17 protein-coding genes are annotated in these 18,121 nt (G+C 68.0%); 10 read left to right on the top strand and 7 right to left on the bottom strand.

Annotated features, from left to right (window positions below):
• Positions 1 to 2 precede the first annotated feature (2 nt).
• The 6 genes from rpsR to AC5Y3P_RS09590 form a co-directional block, all read right to left on the bottom strand.
• Positions 3 to 263 carry a 30S ribosomal protein S18 gene (gene rpsR / locus AC5Y3P_RS09565; protein ID WP_500045656.1) on the bottom strand — a complete coding sequence of 87 codons (261 nt, stop codon included), beginning with the start codon at positions 261 to 263 and terminating at the stop codon, positions 3 to 5.
• A 42-nt stretch (positions 264 to 305) separates the two neighbouring features.
• Positions 306 to 824: a single-stranded DNA-binding protein gene (locus AC5Y3P_RS09570; RefSeq protein WP_500045657.1), complete on the bottom strand. Its 519-nt coding sequence runs from the start codon at positions 822 to 824 to the stop codon at positions 306 to 308.
• A 90-nt stretch (positions 825 to 914) separates the two neighbouring features.
• A complete protein-coding gene (rpsF, locus tag AC5Y3P_RS09575; RefSeq protein WP_500045658.1) occupies positions 915 to 1,205 on the bottom strand; it encodes a 30S ribosomal protein S6 in 291 nt (96 codons plus the stop codon).
• Positions 1,206 to 1,327: 122 nt separating this feature from the next.
• Positions 1,328 to 2,962, bottom strand: a complete 1,635-nt coding sequence (locus AC5Y3P_RS09580; protein ID WP_500045724.1) for a glycosyltransferase family 87 protein — start codon at positions 2,960 to 2,962, stop codon at positions 1,328 to 1,330.
• Positions 2,963 to 3,036: 74 nt separating this feature from the next.
• The gene (locus tag AC5Y3P_RS09585; RefSeq protein WP_500045725.1) at positions 3,037 to 5,427 is read right to left on the bottom strand and encodes a transglycosylase domain-containing protein; all 2,391 of its coding nucleotides are present in this window, start codon (positions 5,425 to 5,427) and stop codon (positions 3,037 to 3,039) included.
• Between the two features lie 205 nt (positions 5,428 to 5,632).
• Positions 5,633 to 6,067: a DUF5318 family protein gene (locus AC5Y3P_RS09590; RefSeq protein ID WP_500045659.1), complete on the bottom strand. Its 435-nt coding sequence runs from the start codon at positions 6,065 to 6,067 to the stop codon at positions 5,633 to 5,635.
• Positions 6,068 to 6,171: 104 nt separating this feature from the next.
• On the opposite strand from AC5Y3P_RS09590, the gene AC5Y3P_RS09595 reads away from it, so the two are divergent.
• The 9 genes from AC5Y3P_RS09595 (at position 6,172) to AC5Y3P_RS09635 (ending at position 16,054) form a co-directional block, all read left to right on the top strand.
• Positions 6,172 to 7,029, top strand: coding sequence for a DUF1707 domain-containing protein (locus tag AC5Y3P_RS09595; RefSeq protein ID WP_500045660.1), 858 nt, complete (start codon positions 6,172 to 6,174; stop codon positions 7,027 to 7,029).
• 183 nt (positions 7,030 to 7,212) lie between these two features.
• Positions 7,213 to 7,758 carry a PadR family transcriptional regulator gene (locus AC5Y3P_RS09600; protein WP_500045661.1) on the top strand — a complete coding sequence of 182 codons (546 nt, stop codon included), beginning with the start codon at positions 7,213 to 7,215 and terminating at the stop codon, positions 7,756 to 7,758.
• A 39-nt stretch (positions 7,759 to 7,797) separates the two neighbouring features.
• On the top strand, positions 7,798 to 8,901 hold the full coding sequence (locus tag AC5Y3P_RS09605) for an inositol-3-phosphate synthase (RefSeq protein WP_500045662.1): 1,104 nt from the start codon (positions 7,798 to 7,800) through the stop codon (positions 8,899 to 8,901).
• 81 nt (positions 8,902 to 8,982) lie between these two features.
• Positions 8,983 to 9,867, top strand: a complete 885-nt coding sequence (locus AC5Y3P_RS09610; protein ID WP_500045663.1) for an Rv0045c family esterase — start codon at positions 8,983 to 8,985, stop codon at positions 9,865 to 9,867.
• A gap of 157 nt (positions 9,868 to 10,024) precedes the next feature.
• Entirely contained in the window at positions 10,025 to 12,088 is a 2,064-nt protein-coding gene (locus tag AC5Y3P_RS09615) for a PhoX family protein (RefSeq protein WP_500045664.1), read from the top strand.
• A 155-nt stretch (positions 12,089 to 12,243) separates the two neighbouring features.
• Positions 12,244 to 12,909, top strand: coding sequence for a GntR family transcriptional regulator (locus tag AC5Y3P_RS09620; protein WP_500045665.1), 666 nt, complete (start codon positions 12,244 to 12,246; stop codon positions 12,907 to 12,909).
• 45 nt (positions 12,910 to 12,954) lie between these two features.
• On the top strand, positions 12,955 to 14,775 hold the full coding sequence (locus tag AC5Y3P_RS09625; protein WP_500045666.1) for an ABC transporter substrate-binding protein/permease: 1,821 nt from the start codon (positions 12,955 to 12,957) through the stop codon (positions 14,773 to 14,775).
• Positions 14,775 to 15,524, top strand: coding sequence for an amino acid ABC transporter ATP-binding protein (locus AC5Y3P_RS09630; RefSeq protein WP_500045667.1), 750 nt, complete (start codon positions 14,775 to 14,777; stop codon positions 15,522 to 15,524). The genes AC5Y3P_RS09625 and AC5Y3P_RS09630 overlap by 1 nt, the downstream gene beginning before the upstream one ends.
• A gap of 74 nt (positions 15,525 to 15,598) precedes the next feature.
• Complete coding sequence (locus AC5Y3P_RS09635) at positions 15,599 to 16,054, top strand: MarR family winged helix-turn-helix transcriptional regulator (RefSeq protein ID WP_500045668.1); 456 nt, start codon at positions 15,599 to 15,601, stop codon at positions 16,052 to 16,054.
• On the opposite strand, the gene ggh is transcribed toward AC5Y3P_RS09635, so the two are convergent.
• Positions 16,051 to 17,391, bottom strand: a complete 1,341-nt coding sequence (ggh, locus tag AC5Y3P_RS09640) for a glucosylglycerate hydrolase (protein WP_500045669.1) — start codon at positions 17,389 to 17,391, stop codon at positions 16,051 to 16,053. The genes AC5Y3P_RS09635 and ggh overlap by 4 nt on opposite strands.
• A 63-nt stretch (positions 17,392 to 17,454) precedes the next feature.
• Here ggh and AC5Y3P_RS09645 point away from each other — a divergent pair, with 63 nt between their 5' ends.
• The gene (locus tag AC5Y3P_RS09645; RefSeq protein ID WP_500045670.1) at positions 17,455 to 18,120 is read left to right on the top strand and encodes an SDR family oxidoreductase; all 666 of its coding nucleotides are present in this window, start codon (positions 17,455 to 17,457) and stop codon (positions 18,118 to 18,120) included.
• The last annotated feature ends 1 nt before the right edge of the window (position 18,121 follow it).

Here is an 18,121-nt window from a genome sequence, read left to right on the forward strand (position 1 = left end):
CCTTAGCGCGTGCTCGAGCCGAACGGCAGCAGCGCCACCTCGCGGGCGTTCTTCACCGCGACCGCAATGTCGCGCTGGTGCTGCACGCAGTTACCGGTCACCCGACGGGCACGGATCTTGCCGCGCTCGGAGATGTAGGTGCGCAGCAGCGCGGTGTCCTTGTAGTCGATGTTCTGGTCTTTGCCCTTCTTGGAGCAGAACACGCACTTGCGAGTCTTGACGGGCTTTTCCGGCGCGGGGCGCCGCTTGTTGGCCTTGGCCATGGGTTGTTCTCTTTCTCAGTTTCTAGATATCGAGTTCAGGTGTCAGAAGGGGGGCTCGTCATCGGCGCCACCGAACGATCCCGACGCCGGGGCGCTGCCCCAGGGATCCTCGGCCGGAGCCGCTGCCGCCGGAGCCGGCGCCGCAGCGGCACGTGCGCCGCCGCCACCACCGAAGCCGCCGCCACCACCGCCACCGCGGGAGGCCTTGTTCACCTTGGCGGTCGCGTAACGCAGCGACGGGCCGATCTCGTCGACCTCGACCTCCACCACCGTGCGCTTCTCACCCTCGCGGGTTTCGAACGAACGCTGCTTGAGCCGACCGGTCACGATGACGCGCGATCCGCGGGTCAGGCTTTCGGCGACGTTCTCGGCTGCCTCCCGCCAGATGTTGCACCGCAGGAACAGCGCTTCGCCGTCCTTCCACTCCCCGCTCTGCCGGTCGTAGATGCGCGGAGTCGACGCCACGGTGAAGTTGGCGACGGCCGCACCCGACGGGGTGAAGCGCAGTTCCGGGTCGGCGGTCAGGTTTCCGACGACTGTGATCGTGGTGTCACCAGCCACGGGATCCTCCTCAAGTCCTGGTGGAGCGACGATGGGCGTGCAAGCTTGCCGCAGGCGAGCCTACGGAAACGCTGTGACGAACACCGGACTTCAGTGCTTGTCGGTCCGCATCACCTTGGTGCGCAGCACCGACTCGTTCAGACCCAGCTGACGGTCGAGCTCGGACACCGTGGCGGGCTCAGCCTTGACGTCGATGACGGCGTAGATGCCCTCGGCGTGCTTGGCGATCTCGTAGGCCAGCCGACGACGGCCCCAGATGTCGACCTTGTCGACAGTGCCGCCGTCCTTGCGGATGACGTTCAGGAACGTCTCCAGCGACGGGGCTACGGTGCGCTCGTCAAGTGTGGGGTCGAGAATGACCATGATTTCGTATGGACGCATTAGAACCTCATCACCTCCTATGGTCGTCACGGCCGCGGCGTGTTCCGCGGCAGGAGGGTCGCCTGCGTCGGCAACCGGCCCAGGCTACAGGAACGGGCCGTGATCAGGGAAATCGTCGTTCGCTATCCGGCCCGCGGGCTCGGCACCGCATCCGATAGGTAGTCCCCGTCGACCGGCGCGCGACGGGGCGTCCCCGGCACCGCCGGTCGGGGCCGGAGCCAGGCCGGCAGCCACCCCGGCGGCGCATCCGCGGCGCCGTCGAAGCACCCGCCCGCCGGATCGTCGATGCGGCCGTGCCAGCGCACCAGGTCCTGCTCGGGCCGGTAGATCTGACGCAGCACCAGGACGCACAGGCCGAGCACCGCGAGGTCGCGCACCAACACCGTCGCGGTGAACCACTGCTCGGGCAGGCCCTTGTTGGCCTCGCCGAACAGATACATCATCCGCGGCACCCACACCAAGGCGTCGATGGTCATCCAGGCCAACAGGATTCGCCGGTGCGGCAGCGCCAGCACCGCCAGCGGAACCAACCACAGCGAGAATTGCGGACTCCACACCTTGTTGGTCAACAAGAACGCCGCCACCACCAGGAACGCCAGTTGGGCCACCCGGGGCCGGCGCGGCGCGGTCAGCGCGACGTAGCCGATCCCCGCGCAGCACAGGATGAACAGTGCGGCGACCACGCCGTTGAGGATCACCGGCGGTTCCCAGAAGCCGAGGTCGCGGTCGAAACCCTGCCATCCGGTGAACGACTTGATCACGTTGTAGATCGAATCCATGTCGTCCCCGCGACGGGTATTGAGCCGGAAGAACTCCGACCACCCCCGCGGATGGGTCACCATGATCGGCAGGTTCACCAGGAACCAGGTCAGCACCGCGGCCACCGCCGTGCGACGCACCTCGGCCAACCTCCCGCTCCGCACCGCGAGGAGCAGCAGCGGCACGAGCAGCAGCACCGGGTAGAGCTTGGCGGCGGTGCCCAGACCGATCAGCGCACCGGCCAGCGCGGGTCTTCGGCGCGCCCAGGCCAGTAACCCGCCCATCGCGAAAGCTGTTGCCAGCGCGTCGAAATTGGTGAACGCCTGGAAGATCAGGATCGGCGAGGCGGCCACCAAGGCGGCGTCCCACACCCGTCGTCCGGACAGTGAAGCGCTGGCCCACACCGTGACCAGCCAGGCCATCGCCAACCCGAGCGCCACGATGTCGAAGAACACCACCACCTCGGCGACGCTGGGCAGCGTGACCGACTTGCTCAACGCGGTGTAGGTCTTGGCGATCGCCATCGCCACGTACTGGTAGAGCCCGGTGAGCACCGGGTACTCCATGTAGCGCACGGCCGGTGTGCCGTCGTACTGGATTCGTTGTTCGCCGGTCGCGTCGAGTTCTCGCCAACTCGACGCATAGGGAAACTTGCCCTGGTTCAACAACTCTGCGCCGTACAGCGGCACGGTGTCGGAGTAGCACAACTGGAAGTAGGCGCGCTGATTGGACCAGTTGGCCACCAACTCGTCGGGGCTGCCGGTGCCGACGGTCTGCAGGCACGGCGATTTCGTGGTCCAGCCCAACCCCAGGAACACCAACGCGATCGCGAACATCACCCGCAGCGGGGTCAGGAACCGCGTCCGTCCGATCAGCGCGTGCCGGCCCACCGGTCCGCCGATCACCTCGGCCAGCGCACCACCCAAATGGTCAGTGCGACTGGGTAAGTCGCGAATGTCGTCGCTGCGCCGATCGGCGGCCAGGGGTATCGGTGACACCGTCGTCGGCGTGTCGGGGCGCGCCGAATCCGCGGGCGGCTCCGGCGTCTGTTCGTCGTCGGCGTCGACCGGCGTCACGGTGGCGGCAGCGCGGGCGCGGGTTCGACGGGCGGAGCCGGTTCGACCGGCGCGGGCTCGACCGGTGGCGGCGCGGCGGGGACCGTGGTGGGCGGGCCGATCGGGATCGTGATGCCCGGCGCCACTTCGATACTCGGCTGGATCACGGTGCCCGGAACCGGCGCCTCCGGTGACGGTGCCGGCTCGGCCGGGGCGGGCGTGTTGGCCGACGGCGGCGGGGCCGGCGGCGCCGGGACACCGGCATAGCCGCCGATCTCGGGCGGTTTGGGGAAGGACTCGTTTTCGGTGCCGTCGAGCGCACCGTCCATGGTGTCCTTCCAGATGTCCGACGGCAGACCCGAGCCGTAGACTGAGCCGCCCCACTGATTCCGCAGCGGCTTGTCGCCCCGCACGGTCCCCACCCAGACCGCAGTGGACAGCGACGGCGTGAAGCCCACCATCCAGGCGTCGCGGTTGTCACCGGTGTCGCCGAGCTGGTTGGTTCCGGTCTTGGCTGCCGAGGGGCGCCCGCCGGCCAGGTTGTGCCCGCGCGACCAGCCGGCGATCGGCTGCATGGCCGAGGTGACGTTGTCGGCCACCGCCGAGTCGATCCGCTGCTCACCGCTGTTGTCCTGGTTGCCGGCGTCGAAGAGCACCTCACCGTCGGCGTTGACCACCTTCTGCACGAAGTGTGGCGAGCGGTACACCCCGGAGGCGGCCAGCGTGGCATACGCCGAGGCCATGTCCAGGACCCGACTCTGGTACTGACCCAACACGATTCCGTTGTTGGGTGGACCGCCTTGGCCGTCCTCGGACAGGGTGTGCTCGACGCCCGGGAAGCTGGTTGCGATGCCGGCCCGGTGGGCAGCGTCGGCGACGTCCTCGGGGCCGTTGTCGAGCTCAAGCATCAACCGGTAATAGCTGGTGTTCAGCGAACGCTTGAGCGCCTCGGCGATGTTGCAGGTGCCGCAGCCCTCACCTTCGACGTTGTTGATCTCGATTCCGTTGACGGTCAGCGGCGAGCTGTCGATCCGGTAGCCCAAACCCATGCCTTGTTCCAGCGCGGCCACCAGAGCGAACACCTTGAACGCCGACCCGGTGGGCAACCCGGCCTGGGCGAAGTCGAAGCCGTTGGCGTCGGTGCCGCCGAAATAGGCCTCCACGCCACCGGTTTTGGGGTTGATCGACACCACCGCGGCCCGCATGTCGGGGTCCTGACCGTCGAGCGCCTCGGCCACCGCTTCTTCGGCGGCGGCTTGCGCCGCCGGGTTGATGGTGGTGGTGATCTGCAGCCCTTCGGTGTTGAGCTGCTGCTCGCTGATGTTGAACAACTCCAGCAGTTCGTTGATCACCTGCCGCTGGATCAGTCCGTTCGGCCCGGTCGTCAGGTTGGCATCACGGGCCTGCTCGGGCGGCACGGTGGTCGGGAACACCTGCGCGGCACGGTCTTCGGGTGACAGCGCCTCGATGGTCACCATGCCGTCGAGCACCCAGTTCCAGCGGTCCAGCGCACCTTCCGGGTCGACCGCGGGGTCCAGCGTCGACGGGCGCTGGATCAGCGCGGCCAGCAGCGCGCCGTCGGCCACCGTGAGTTCTTCGACCGGCTTGTCGAAGTAGGCCCGCGAGGCCGCCGCGATGCCGTAGGCGCCGCGGCCGAAGTAGATGATGTTCAGGTAGGACTCCAGGACCTGGTCCTTGGACCACTCCCGGGACATCTTGGTGGAGATCACCAATTCCTTGGCCTTGCGGACCACCCCGCCGACACCGGAGCGGGCGTCGCCGACCAAGGCGTTCTTGACGTACTGCTGGGTGATGGTCGACCCGCCCTGCAGGTCCCCGCCGAACAGGTTGTTCTTCAACGCGCGCACAAACCCGGTGAACGAAAAGCCCGGGTTGCTGTAGAAGTCGCGGTCTTCGGCGGCCATCACGGCGTTGCGCACGTGCTCGGGAATCTGATCGATGCTGACGTCCACCCGGTTGCCCTCGGGCGGCACGATCTTGCCCAACTCAGAGCCGTCGCTGGCCAGGATGGTCGACACCTGGTTGGTCCGGATGTCGCCCGGCTTGGGCACGTCGACGATCGAGTACGCCATCCCGAAGGTGATCAACGGCAGCACGATCAGCAGCGCGGCACAGATCACCAGGACTCGTCGCACCAACTTCCAGTTGGGCTTGAAGCCACGCGGACCGGCGCCGGCCCGGTGCGTGCGCCCGGGTGGCCGGGTACCGCCACCGCCCGCTCTGGCGCGGTCCGGACCGCGACCGGGTGCCGGCTTGGGTTCGCGCGGCTTGGGTACCGGGGTGCCGTCCAACGCGGCCTTCACCACGTCGATCGGATCACGCAGCGACTGGTCAGCGTCGTCGCGCACCGGCGGGATCACCGCGGTGGGACGCGGGTCGGGCGGCACGGCCGAGCGGGCACCGGAGCGGGTCGGCGCGGTGCGGCGCGGTGGGCCCTCCGCGGACGGCTTCAGCGGGCCGTTGGGCCGCGCCGCTGGTTTGTCGGCGGAGCCGTTGGGCCGAGCAGCCGGCTTCTCGGACGCGCCGTTCCCGCCGTCACCCAAACCGCCGCGCTGGGCGTCCTGGGCTGACCGGTCGTGATGGCGACCTTCGCTATTCACTGGCCGTACGCGCGCCGTTGCGCGCCGTCCGCGTGCCGCGGGTACGCCGCGTGGTCCCCGTGGGGCGCGGGGCACCGAGCACATATGACTTGACCAGGTGATTCCAACTGCAGGTTCGGCATACCTCCACCACATGTACCGCGAACTCGTCGTAGCGCGCCGCCAGCATGACCAACTCTTCGGCGCTGCGCGCCGATCCGGACACCGGACCGAGATGGTCGCCGAAAACCCAGGACACCAGCGTGAGCGGTTCCTTGCGGCAGATCGGGCACATCACCGTGCTGGCCTTGCCGTGGAACTTCGCGGCGCGCAGCAGGTACGGATTGGCATCGCACACTTCGGTGACGCCGGTGCGCCCGGAATACACCTCGGCCAGCAGTGACCGGCGCCGAAGCGCATAGTCCACTACCTGTCGCTGCAATCGCACGTTGACCAGAGTACGTCGGCGCACCGAGCGGCGATGCGGTGACGGGCCGAGCGGTGCCGTGCGGACACCCGGTGCACACCCGAATGACCTCCTACGATCGACGGGTGGCGACCAGGCAGACCCCTGATACCCGAGCCAAGGACAGTGACCGCAACGACACCTGCGCGGTGCTCGACAGCGCACTGGCCGACGGCCAGCTCACCGGCGAGGAACACCGTCAGCGCGTCGCGACGGCCACCAAAGCCACCACGTTGGGTGACCTACGGGCGTTGGTCGCCGATCTGCAGACCGGGAGCGCACCGGTGCGGCTGCCCAAACTCGGGCCGGCGCGGCCGGACCGGGCCGGCTGGTGGACCCGGGCGGGGATCGCCGCGGCGCTGGTGCTGTTCGGCGTCGCGGTCGGCTGGGGACTGTTCAGCAGCTCCTCACCCGTCGCACCGACCGACGGCGGTGCGGCCCGCGACCCGGGCGCCCAGCCCGACGGCGTCGCGCCCGTCGTCTTGACCCCGCCGCGGGAGCTGCACTCGCTCGGCGGGCTGACCGGGCTGTTCGACCAGACCAAGCAGAAGTTCGGCGATGCGTTGGGCTACCGGATGGTGATCTACCCGGACTACGCCTCGCTGGATCGGCCGGATCCCACCGAGGAACGCCGGATGTTCACCTACAGCTACCGCGGCGGCTGGGACGATCCGAGCACCAGCGCGCGGTCCTCGGACGCCCGGGTGGTGGACCTGAGCGCCTTCGACCACCGGGCTGTGGTCGGGGTGCTGCGCGGCGCGCCGGAAACCGTCGGCATCAAACCCGCCGACGTCGACACCACCTATCTGATCATCGAACCGTCCGACGACCCGGCCACGCCCGACGCGGTGCAGATCTCGGTCTACGTCTCGAGTGAGTTCGGCAGCGGCTGGATGAAGCTGGCTGCGGACGGCAGCGTCAAACGGATCAGCTACCCGAACTGAGCCGGGCGGTCGATTTTCGCCCGCACCCCGGTTTCGGTGAAATTTCATGTCGAGTTTCGGCTCGAAGCACCCGTTGGACACCTTGCTGTGGGGGCGAGGATGCGGCCAATATATCGGCGCGATACTATTGCGCGAGGTGTTGGACCGCCCTAACGGCGTGATGTGTTGACGGAGGTGATTCGAGTGCTCGAGCTTGCGATTCTCGGTCTGCTACTCGAATCGCCGATGCACGGTTACGAGCTTCGCAAGCGGCTGACAGGTCTGCTGGGGGCGTTCCGCGCCTTCTCCTACGGGTCGCTTTACCCGGCGCTGCGGCGCATGCAGGCCGACGGCCTGATCGTCGAGGACGCCGCCCCCGAGGGCACGTTGAAGGTGCGCCGCGCCCGTCGGGTGTACCAGCTGACCGACGCCGGTCGGCAGCGCTTCACCGAACTGGTCGCCGACACCGGCCCGGCCAATTACACCGACGACGGCTTCGGTGTGCACCTGGCCTTCTTCAACCGCACTCCGGCCGAAGCCCGGATGCGGATCCTGGAGGGTCGCCGTCGCCAGGTCGAGGAGCGTCGCGACGGTCTGCGGGAGGCCATCGCGCGGGCCAGCAATTCGTTCGACCGCTACACCAAGCAGCTGCACCAGCTGGGACTGGAATCCAGCGAGCGCGAGGTGAAGTGGCTCAACGACTTGATCGCCGCGGAGCAGGTCGCCCAAACCCGCACCGAACAACAGTGAACCGAAGTACCGCAGTACCGGAAATATTGAGGAGAACCCATGAGTGAGAACAACGCGACTGCGTCGACGGATGTGCGGGTCGCCATTGTCGGCGTCGGTAACTGCGCGTCCTCGCTTGTGCAGGGCGTGCAGTACTACCAGGACGCCGACGAGAACGGCACTGTCCCCGGCCTGATGCACGTCCGGTTCGGCCCGTACCACGTGCGCGACGTGAAGTTCGTCGCCGCCTTCGACGTGGACGCCAAGAAGGTCGGCTTCGATCTGTCCGAGGCGATCTTCGCCTCGGAGAACAACACCATCAAGATCGCCGACGTGCCGCCCACCGACGTCGTCGTGCAGCGTGGCCCGACCCTGGACGGCATCGGCAAGTACTACGCCGACACCATCGAGATCTCCGACACCGAGCCGGTCGACGTGGTCAAGGTGCTCAAGGACAACAAGGTCGACGTGCTGGTGTCCTACCTGCCGGTGGGCTCCGACGACGCCGACAAGTTCTACGCCCAGTGCGCGATCGACGCCGGCGTGGCCTTCGTCAACGCGCTGCCGGTGTTCATCGCCTCGGATCCGGTGTGGGCCAAGAAGTTCGAGGACGCCGGTGTGCCGATCGTCGGCGACGACATCAAGAGCCAGGTGGGCGCCACCATCACCCACCGCGTGATGGCCAAGCTGTTCGAGGACCGCGGCGTCACGCTGGACCGCACCTACCAGCTCAACGTCGGCGGCAACATGGACTTCAAGAACATGCTCGAGCGTGAGCGCCTGGAGTCCAAGAAGGTGTCCAAGACCCAGGCCGTGACCTCCAACCTGACCGGCTCGTTGGCCGGCAAGGTCGAGGACAAGAACGTGCACATCGGTCCGTCCGACCACGTCGCCTGGCTCGACGACCGCAAGTGGGCCTACGTGCGCCTCGAGGGTCGCGCCTTCGGTGACGCCCCGCTGAACCTGGAGTACAAGCTCGAGGTGTGGGACTCGCCGAACTCGGCCGGCATCATCATCGACGCGGTGCGCGCGGCCAAGATCGCCAAGGACCGCGGCATCGGTGGCCCGATCATCCCGGCCTCGGCCTACCTGATGAAGAGCCCGCCGGAGCAGCTGCCCGACGACATCGCTCGCGCTCAGCTGGAATCTTTCATCGTCGGCTAGATCCTTTCGCTTCACCGTTACTGCGGTGGCCGTGAACCCCCAGAGGTTCGCAGCCGCCGCAGTTTCGCGTTAGATGGACCAATGGTCTCCGATGAAGATCTCCCCGAACTCGACGAGTTCGCCCTGCTGCACGAGAACGCCGAGCAGGCCGGGGTGTCCGAACTGCCGCCGGTGGCCCGCATCGAGCACGGCTCGATCAGTGCGCTGAAGTTCGGCTCCGAGCCACCCCGGGTGCTGTTCCTGCACGGCGGCGGCCAGAACGCGCACACCTGGGACACCGTGATCCTCGGGCTGGGGCTGCCGGCGCTGGCCGTCGACCTGCCCGGGCACGGCCGCTCGGCGTGGCGCGAGGACGGCGACTACGGCCCGAAGCTGAACGCCGAGACGCTGCGCCCGGTGCTGCACGAGTTCGCCGACGAGGTGGATCTGGTGGTCGGCATGTCGCTGGGCGGGTTGACCGCGCTGCGGATCGCGGCCACCGAACCGCAGCTGGTTCCGCGGCTCGGTCTGGTCGACGTCACGCCGTCGGCGCCGGAGCGGCACACCCAGATGACCCAGGCGCAGATGGGCACCGTCGCACTGGTGCAGCAGAACCGCACCTTCGCGTCGTTTTCCGACATGGTCGAGGCCACCGTGGCCGCGGCACCGCACCGGGACCGCAACTCGCTGCGCCGCGGGGTATTCCACAACGCCAAACGCCTCGACGACGGCAGCTGGACCTGGCGCTACGACTCCTTCCGCAAGGGCGACGGGTTCGACGGGCTGTGGGACGACGTGCCCTCGATCACCATGCCCACCACGCTGATTCGCGGAGCCAACTCGTTCTTCGTCAACGACGAGGACGCCGAGACGTTCGCCAAGGGCGCCCCCGGATTTCGGGAGACCATCGTCGTCCCCGACGCCGGACACTCGGTGCAAGGCGACCAACCGCTGCGGCTGATCGAGATCCTGCGCGGCCTCTTGTGATTTCGGTGCGTTGGGGTGCGGTGAGCGCCCCCTGGCGCACCGAAATCACAGGCTGTTGCCTGCTGTTCACCTGCTGCTGGTTCTGATCCCGTAGCTTTCCGCACCGACCGAGCCGTCCAGCCCCGCGGCCCGGTGTGGACCGGAAGGATCTGCGCGGATGGCGCTCGTACCGTTGAACCTGCTCGTCACGCACCGCGGGACGTCATCCCGACAGCATGTGACCTGCCGCTACCGCTGCGGCGACGCCTGCTCCAAACCGGCGCCCAACACCAGCTCCAACGAGTACTTCGGCGACGTCGCCGCGCGGGTTTCCCGGCGCTCGATGCTGCAGCTGACCGGTGTCACGGTGCTGGCGGCCGGGGCCGGGTCGGCGCTAGCCGCATGCGGCAACACCGCGGCACCCACCGCGACCGCCGGCGTTGTGCTGCCGCCGCGGCCCGGCATGGACTTCGTCACCGTCGCACCCAACACCGCCGACGCCGTCGTCGTCCCCGACGGCTACCGGCAGCAGGTGGTGATCGCCTGGGGCGATCCGGTACTGCCCGGCGCCCCGGCCTTCGACATCTCCGCGCAGACCGCCGAAGCACAGCGTCGACAGTTCGGCTTCAACAACGACTTCGCCGCGCTGCTGCCGGTGCCCGACGCCGATCACCGGTTCCTGCTGGTGACCAACTTCGAGTACGTCACCCCGCAGTTCATGTTCGAGAACTACGACCCCGAGGCCCCGACCAGAGCACAGTTCGACGTCGAAATCGCCGCGCTGGGCATGGGTGTGGTGGAAGTCGAACGCGCCGCCGACGGTGCACTGACCCCGGTGCTGGGCCGATTCGGTCGACGGGTCACCGCCGACACCCCGTTCACGCTGACCGGGCCGGCCGCCGGATCGGATCTGGTCAAGACCTCCGCCGACCCGACCGGCCGAACCGTGTCGGGCACCTTTGCCAACTGCGCCGGTGGTGTAACCCCTTGGGGCACAGTCCTTTCCGGCGAAGAGAACTTCCACAGCTACTTCGGCGCCGACCCCGCCGGCCCGGCGCCCGCACCGGTGGACGCCGACCGGTTCGACCGCTACGGCATCCTGCACGAAACCTCGGAACTGCGCTGGGAGACCTTCGACCCGCGCTTCGACCTGAATCAGACCCCCAACGAGGTCAACCGGTTCGGCTACGTCGTCGAACTCAATCCGTGGGACCCACAATCCACCCCGGTCAAGCATTCGGCGCTGGGCCGGCTCAAGCACGAAGGCGCCAACGTCTACGTCACCGAAGACGGCACGGTGGTGGTCTACACCGGCGACGACGAACGCTTCGACTACATGTACAAGTTCGTCTCGGCCAAGAAGGTCCAGCCGGGCAACAGCCCACAGGCCATGGCACACAACATGACAATCCTCGACGAAGGCACGCTGTACGTCGCCAAACTGTCCAGCGACATCCCGGCCGCCGAACTCGACGGCAGCGGAAAGCTGCCCGGCGAGGGCACCTTCCGCGGCTCCGGCCGCTGGCTCCCGCTGTTGCGTTCGGGCCCCGACGGGTCCGGCGAATCACTGGTCGACGGCGCCGACGCGGCCGAGGTCGCGGTGTTCACCCGGTTGGCCGCCGACAAGGTGGGCGCCACCAAGATGGACCGCCCGGAAGACTTCGAAGCCAACCCACACACCGGCAAGGTCTATGTCGCACTGACCAACAACGACAGGCGCGGCACCGACCGCAAACCGCCCGTCGACGCGGCCAACCCGCGCACCGAGAACAAGAACGGCCAGGTGCTCGAGATCACCGACGACCACGCCGGCACCCACTTCAGCTGGGAACTGTTGCTGGTCTGCGGTGACCCCAACGCCGCCGACAGCTACTACGGCGGATTCGACAAGTCCAAGGTCAGCCCGATCTCCTGCCCGGACAACCTGGCCTTCGACAGCCACGGCAACCTGTGGATCTCGACCGACGGAAATGCGTTGGGTTCCAACGACGGACTATTCGCCGTCGCACTGGATGACCCGAACCGCGGTGAGACCAAACAGTTCCTCACCGTGCCGGTGGGCGCCGAAACCTGCGGGCCGGTGGTGACCGACGACGTCGTCACGGTGTGCGTGCAGCACCCCGGCGAAAGCGACGACCACAGCCTGCAGAATCCGCTGTCGCATTGGCCGGGCGGCGGCAGCACTCCCGCGCGGCCCGCGGTCGTGGCGGTCTGGCGTCCGGACGGTCAGATCGGTCTCTGAGTCGTTGACTTCGGTGCGTTCAGGGGCGGTGGGCGCCCCCTGGCGCACCGAAATCGCTACGCTCTGACGGTGTGAGCCGTGCCGTCCGGATTGGTGTGCAACTGCACCGTCAGCATGCACCCGATTACGTCCTGATCCGGGACGGCGGCTGACCGATGCCGAAGAACTACGGGATCAAGGAAAAGGACCAGGTGGTGGCGCACGTGGTCAACCTGATCCTGACCGGCCGGCTGCGCACCGGCGACCGGATCGACCGCAACGAGATCGCCGCGGACCTGGGCCTGAGCCGAGTTCCGGTGCAGGAGGCCGTGATCCAGCTCGAGCATGACGGCATCTTGAGCACGCAGTACCACCGGGGCGCGTTCGTCGAACGCTTCGACGAGACGGCCATCGCCGAGCACCACGAACTGTACGGTCTGCTCAACGGGCTCGCCGCGGCCCGGGCGGCCGACGCACCGACGCCCAAACTGCTCGGCCGGCTGGACTCCTTGCTGCGGGCCCTGCGGTCGTCGTCGGAATCCCGGTCCTTCCAGGAGGTGTGCTGGGATTTCCGGGCCGCGATCAACGAGGACTACGCCGGACCCCGGTTACAGGCTCTGATCCGCGGCTCGCAGAGCTTCATCCCGCGCAACTTCTGGGCCGCCTACACCAGCAGCCGCGACGAGTTGGTGCCGTTCTACCTCGCCGAGGCCGCGGCCATCCACGACCGCGACCCCGACGCGGCCCGCACCGCCAACGCCGAACGCGCCGACCTGATGGGCCGCATCATGATCGGTGAGCTGCGCCGCCGCGGGGTCTTGGGCGAGTTACGGTCGCCCTGAGTCGAAGCACCCGACCGCGGGGACGCCGACGGCTAGTTTCGTCCCATGAGGTTGCTCGCTTCCGGCCGTGGACCGCTACGCGTTCCGGTGCTACTGGCCGTCGTGTTTTGTCTGGCGGTGACCGCTCCGTTGACGTTCGGGCTGTGGACGGCGCCGGTGGCGCGCGCCGACCAATGTGCGCCGCCGGGTGTGGAAAGCGCCAGCGCATTGCCCACCAACCTGGCCGCCGCGGCGCAGGGACCCGAGGAGGATCGCTACACCACCGCCGACGTCACGCCGCTGAGTGACATCGACGTCGGCGCACTGAGATTGAGTACCCCCGGCACGCTGACGGTCGGCACCCTGTCGGACGCGCCGCCGAGCGTCTGCATCGATTCCCGCGGGCAGTTCACCGGATTCGACAACGAACTGCTGCGGGCGATCGCCGCCAAGCTGGGCCTGCAGATCAACTTCGTCGGGACCGACTTCTCCGGGCTGCTCGCGCAGGTGGCCTCCGGCCGGTTCGACGTCGGGTCGTCGTCGATCACCACCAATGACGCCCGGCGCCGCACGGTCGGTTTCACCAACGGCTACGACTTCGGCTACTTCTCGCTGGTGGTGCCCAGCGGCTCGGCCATCACCTCGTTCTCCGAGCTGGCCCGCGGCCAGCGAATCGGCGTGGTGCAGGGCACCGTGCAGGAGGCCTACGTGGTCGACACGCTGCGGCTGGACCCGGTGAAGTTCCCTACCTACGACACCCTCTACGCCAGCCTGAAGACCCGGCAGATCGACGCGTGGGTGGCGCCCTCACAGCAGGCGGTCGGCACCGTGCAGCCCGGCGATCCCGCGGTGATCATCGAAAACACGTTCAGCTTGGACAATTTCGTGGCCTACGCGGTGGCCCAGGAGAACGCGCCGCTGATCGCCGCGCTGAACTCCGGCCTGGACGCGGTGATCGCCGACGGCACCTGGTCACGGCTGTACTCCGAATGGGTGCCGCGCGCCTTGCCGCCCGGCTGGAAGCCCGGTTCCAAGGCCGCGCCCACTCCCCGACTGCCTGACTTCGCAGCGATCGCCGCCGCCCAGCAGACCGGTGACGCGCCCGCCGCAGCCGCACCGAAATCCACCCTGGCCCAGCTGGGTTCGGCGTTCTTCAACTGGGACCTGTACCGCCAGGCGATCCCCGACCTGTTCCGCACGGGCCTGCCCAACACGTTGATCCTGACCGCCGGCGGTGCCGTGATCGGTTTGGTGCTGGGCATGCTGCTGGCCGTGGCCGGTATCTCCGGATCGCGCTGGCTGCGCTGGCCGGCAAGGGTTTACACCGACATCTTCCGCGGCCTGCCAGAGGTGGTGATCATCTTGCTGATCGGGTTGGGTCTGGGCCCGGTGGTCGGCGGATTGACCGGTAACAACCCATATCCGTTGGGCATCGCGGCGTTGGGCCTGATGGCGGCTGCCTATGTCGGTGAGATCCTGCGCTCGGGTATCCAGAGTGTGGAGTCCGGTCAGCTCGAGGCCTCCCGTGCACTGGGTTTCAGTTATTCGTCGTCGATGCGGCTGGTGGTCATCCCGCAGGGTGTGCGGCGCGTGCTGCCGGCCTTGGTCAATCAGTTCATCTCGCTGCTCAAGGCCTCCTCGCTGGTCTACTTCCTGGGTCTGATCGCCAGCCAGCGTGAGCTGTTCCAGGTGGGCCGCGACCTGAACGCGCAGACCGGCAGCCTGTCTCCACTGGTGGCGGCCGGCCTGTTCTATTTGGCGTTGACCATTCCGCTGACCCACCTGGTGAACGTGATCGACGCCCGGTTACGCCGCGGCCGCACCGTGGCCGAGGCCGAAGATCCGCTCGATCCCACTGATCCCGCCCTGCGACAGGAGATCATCTGATGACCCTGGCCGAATCCGTCGCGCAGCCGGTGTCGCTGGCCTGCCGTGGCATCGAGCTGTCGTTCGGACCCAACAAGGTGCTGCGCGGCGTCGACCTGGAGGTGGCCGCCGGGCGCACGGCGGCCGTGATCGGGCCGTCCGGCTCCGGGAAGTCGACGCTGTTGCGCACCCTCAACCGGCTCTACGAACCCGATGCCGGCGACATCTTGCTGGACGGTCGTTCGGTGCTGCGCGACGACCCAAATCTGTTGCGCCAACGGATCGGGATGGTCTTTCAGCAGTTCAACCTGTTTCCGCACCGCAGTGTGCTGGACAATGTCACGCTGGCGCCGCGCAAGCTCAAGGGGCTCTCCGATCAGGCGGCCCGCGAGCTCGCCTTGGATCAGCTCGACCGGGTCGGCCTGCGGCACAAGGCCGATGTGCGGCCCGGCACGCTGTCCGGTGGTCAGCAGCAGCGGGTGGCGATCGCCCGGGCGCTGGCGATGTCGCCGCAGGTGATGTTCTTCGACGAGGCCACCTCGGCGCTGGACCCGGAGTTGGTCAAGGGCATCCTGTCGTTGATCGCCGAACTCGGCGAAGCCGGGCTGACGCTGGTGGTGGTCACCCATGAAATGGGTTTCGCGCGTTCGGCGGCCGACTCGGTGGTGTTCATGGATCGCGGCCGGGTGATCGAGTACGGGCCGCCCGAGCAGATCTTCGAGGCCGCCGAGACCCCGCGGCTCAAGCAGTTCCTGTCCCAGGTGCTGTGACACAGGTTACGTCCGGGCGGTTATTCGCTCGCTCAGCACTTCTGTCAGAGACAGACAGGTTAGACTAGCGAACTATGGTCGAGGGCGAAGCCGTCGTCACTGATGTGGCGGAACTGGCGGAAGGTCTACACCGCACGCTGTCCAAGCTGTTCTCGGTGTTGCGTCGGGGGGAACCGAACCAGGAAGCAACCAGCGATCTGACGCTGGCTCAGGTGTCGATCCTGGCCACGCTGATGCAGCAGGGCCCGATCCGGATGACCGAACTGGCCGCGCACGAGCGGGTTCGGACCCCGACCACGACCGTGGCGATTCGCCGGCTGGAAAAGCTGGGCCTGGTCAAGCGCGCCAAGGATCCCTCGGACTTGCGGGCGGTTCTGGTCGAGATCACCCCGCAGGGTGACGCCGTGCTCAATGAGGCGCTGACCAACCGTCGGGCCGCGCTGGCAGCAATGCTGCGCGCGCTACCTCCGGGTGACCTCGCGGCGCTCGAGGCCGCGCTCGGCCCGCTGGAACGACTCGCCAATCACTAACCGAGCCAGTCCAACACCGCCGCAGCGGTCCAGGACTGCTGCATGCTGCCCAGCGGTTCACCGGTGAACGGTTCGTAGTATTCGGCGAAGCTGCCGTCGCTGGCCTGCCGCAGGCCTTCGCGGCGCAGCAATTCGGCGCGCTCGGCCCAGCCTCGACGCGCGAACGCCCAGGAGAACAACCACGTCATCACCGGCCACACCGGCCCGCGCCAGTACTCGCGCTGCCGGAAGTCTCGCGACACCGGCGACGTGGACGGGATCAGCGGGTAGGCCAGGTCCGGATGCGCGCAGAACCGGGGTCCCTCCAACAGTTTCAGCAGCGCGCGTTCCCGGTCGTGCGGCAACCCGCCGCACAACAGCGGCGCGAACTGCGCCACCGTCTCGGTGACCACCCAGCGTTCCGCCCGGACGTCGTAATCCCTTGCCGCACCCGTCCGTTGATCGGTGCTGGCAACGACGCCGGCGCGGAACCGGTCGGCCCACTCGTAGAGGTCGCGCACATCGGCGTGCGGGCGTCGGTAGTCCTCGCCGATTTCGGCGAGCACCGTGCAGGCCACCGACAGGATCGCCGAGACGAACACGTCCTGCACCGCGAAGCTCATCGCCTTCGGCAGCAGCGCGTCGTCGTAGCGGGCGGTCTTCATCTCCTCGAGAAGCCACAGGTAGCGGTCGTATTCCAGATCGGTGGGCCGCTGCGTGGCGTCGGTGATTATGGTGTTGTCCGCGCGCTGGTATTCCGGCAGCGGGCCGGGAATCACGTTGGCGTAGGCGGCATCCCAGCGCGGTGAGTTGTCCATCCCGGACTCCCAGCCGTGATACAGCGTGACCCGACCCTGTTCGTCTTGATCGCGTTGTTCGGCCAGCCAACGATGCCAGCGCACCAGGTCGCTCCAGCGCCGATCCAGGAACGCCTCGGCGACCGCACGGGTCGAGCGACCACGACGGCGCGCGTGGTCGAAGATGCGCTGCACCGCGATCGCGTGCACCGGCGGCTGGGTGATGCCCGACGTGTGCCGGTTGCGGGGTGCGTTGGCGGCCAGTGCCGCACACGCCCAGCGGGCCGGTCCGGGGAAGTAGCCGTCGACGCCGTTGGCGAACACGATGTGCGGGATCATGCCGTTGGCCCATTGCGCCGACAGCAACGTATCGAGCTCGACGACCGCGCGTTCAACGCTCAGCGGCGCCAACCCGACCGCGACGAACGCCGCATCCCAGCTCCACATGTGCGGGTAGAGCAGCGGCGCGGCCGAGGTCATGGTGCCCAGGTCGTTGCCGCGCAACAGGTAGGCGGCGCGCGCCGCGAGTTGGGTCGGCGTGAAGCTGGGGTCGTGGGCCACGCTGACCATTCTGCGGCGCGGCGACCCGATTTGCGCGACAACCTCCGCGGTTAGGGTGGACGGGTGCCCACTGCACTGATCACCGGAGCCTCCCGCGGGCTCGGCGCCGCGATCGCCGAAGCGCTCGCCCCCACCCACACCCTGCTGCTGGCCGGCCGGCCGTCGGCCGAGCTGGACACCGTCGCGCAGCGACTCGGTGCGCCGACCTGGCCGCTGGAGTTGACCGACCAGGCCAGCATCGAATCCTGCACCGAGGTGCTGGCCGAGCTCGACGTGCTGGTGCACTGCGCCGGTGTTGTCTGCCCGGGCCGCGTCGGTGAGTCTTACATCGAGGAGTGGCGCGCCACCATGGAGGTGAATCTGCTTGGTGCCGTAGCTCTTACGCTGGCATTGCTGCCGCAGCTGCGAGCAGTCCGCGGGCAGGTGGTGTTCATCAACTCCGGCGCGGGCCGCACCCCGTCGGCAGGTCTGGCGGCGTATTCGGCCAGCAAGTTCGCGCTGCGTGCGTTCGCGGATTCGCTGCGCGCCGACGAACCCGCGTTGCGGGTGAGCACGGTGTACCCCGGCCGGATCGACACCGACATGCAGCGCGAGCTGGTGGCTTACGAGGGCCGCGACTACGACCCGGCCCACTTCCTCAAGCCCGAGACCGTCGCGCAGGTGGTGGCCAATGTGGTGGCCACGCCGGCCGACGGCGACGTGCACGAGGTCGTCGTTCGTCCCCGCTGAG

It is taken from the genome of Mycobacterium sp. NGS45, from assembly GCF_059812645.1.

Excerpts from the sequence above, each read along its gene's own strand:
- rpsR (WP_500045656.1), bottom strand. The coding sequence starts at position 263 with ATGGCCAAGGCCAACAAGCGGCGCCCCGCGCCGGAAAAGCCCGTCAAG.
- rpsF (WP_500045658.1), bottom strand. The coding sequence starts at position 1,205 with ATGCGTCCATACGAAATCATGGTCATTCTCGACCCCACACTTGACGAG.
- AC5Y3P_RS09605 (WP_500045662.1), top strand. The coding sequence starts at position 7,798 with ATGAGTGAGAACAACGCGACTGCGTCGACGGATGTGCGGGTCGCCATT.
- AC5Y3P_RS09610 (WP_500045663.1), top strand. The coding sequence starts at position 8,983 with ATGGTCTCCGATGAAGATCTCCCCGAACTCGACGAGTTCGCCCTGCTG.
- AC5Y3P_RS09615 (WP_500045664.1), top strand. The coding sequence starts at position 10,025 with ATGGCGCTCGTACCGTTGAACCTGCTCGTCACGCACCGCGGGACGTCA.
- AC5Y3P_RS09620 (WP_500045665.1), top strand. The coding sequence starts at position 12,244 with ATGCCGAAGAACTACGGGATCAAGGAAAAGGACCAGGTGGTGGCGCAC.
- AC5Y3P_RS09625 (WP_500045666.1), top strand. The coding sequence starts at position 12,955 with ATGAGGTTGCTCGCTTCCGGCCGTGGACCGCTACGCGTTCCGGTGCTA.
- AC5Y3P_RS09630 (WP_500045667.1), top strand. The coding sequence starts at position 14,775 with ATGACCCTGGCCGAATCCGTCGCGCAGCCGGTGTCGCTGGCCTGCCGT.
- AC5Y3P_RS09635 (WP_500045668.1), top strand. The coding sequence starts at position 15,599 with ATGGTCGAGGGCGAAGCCGTCGTCACTGATGTGGCGGAACTGGCGGAA.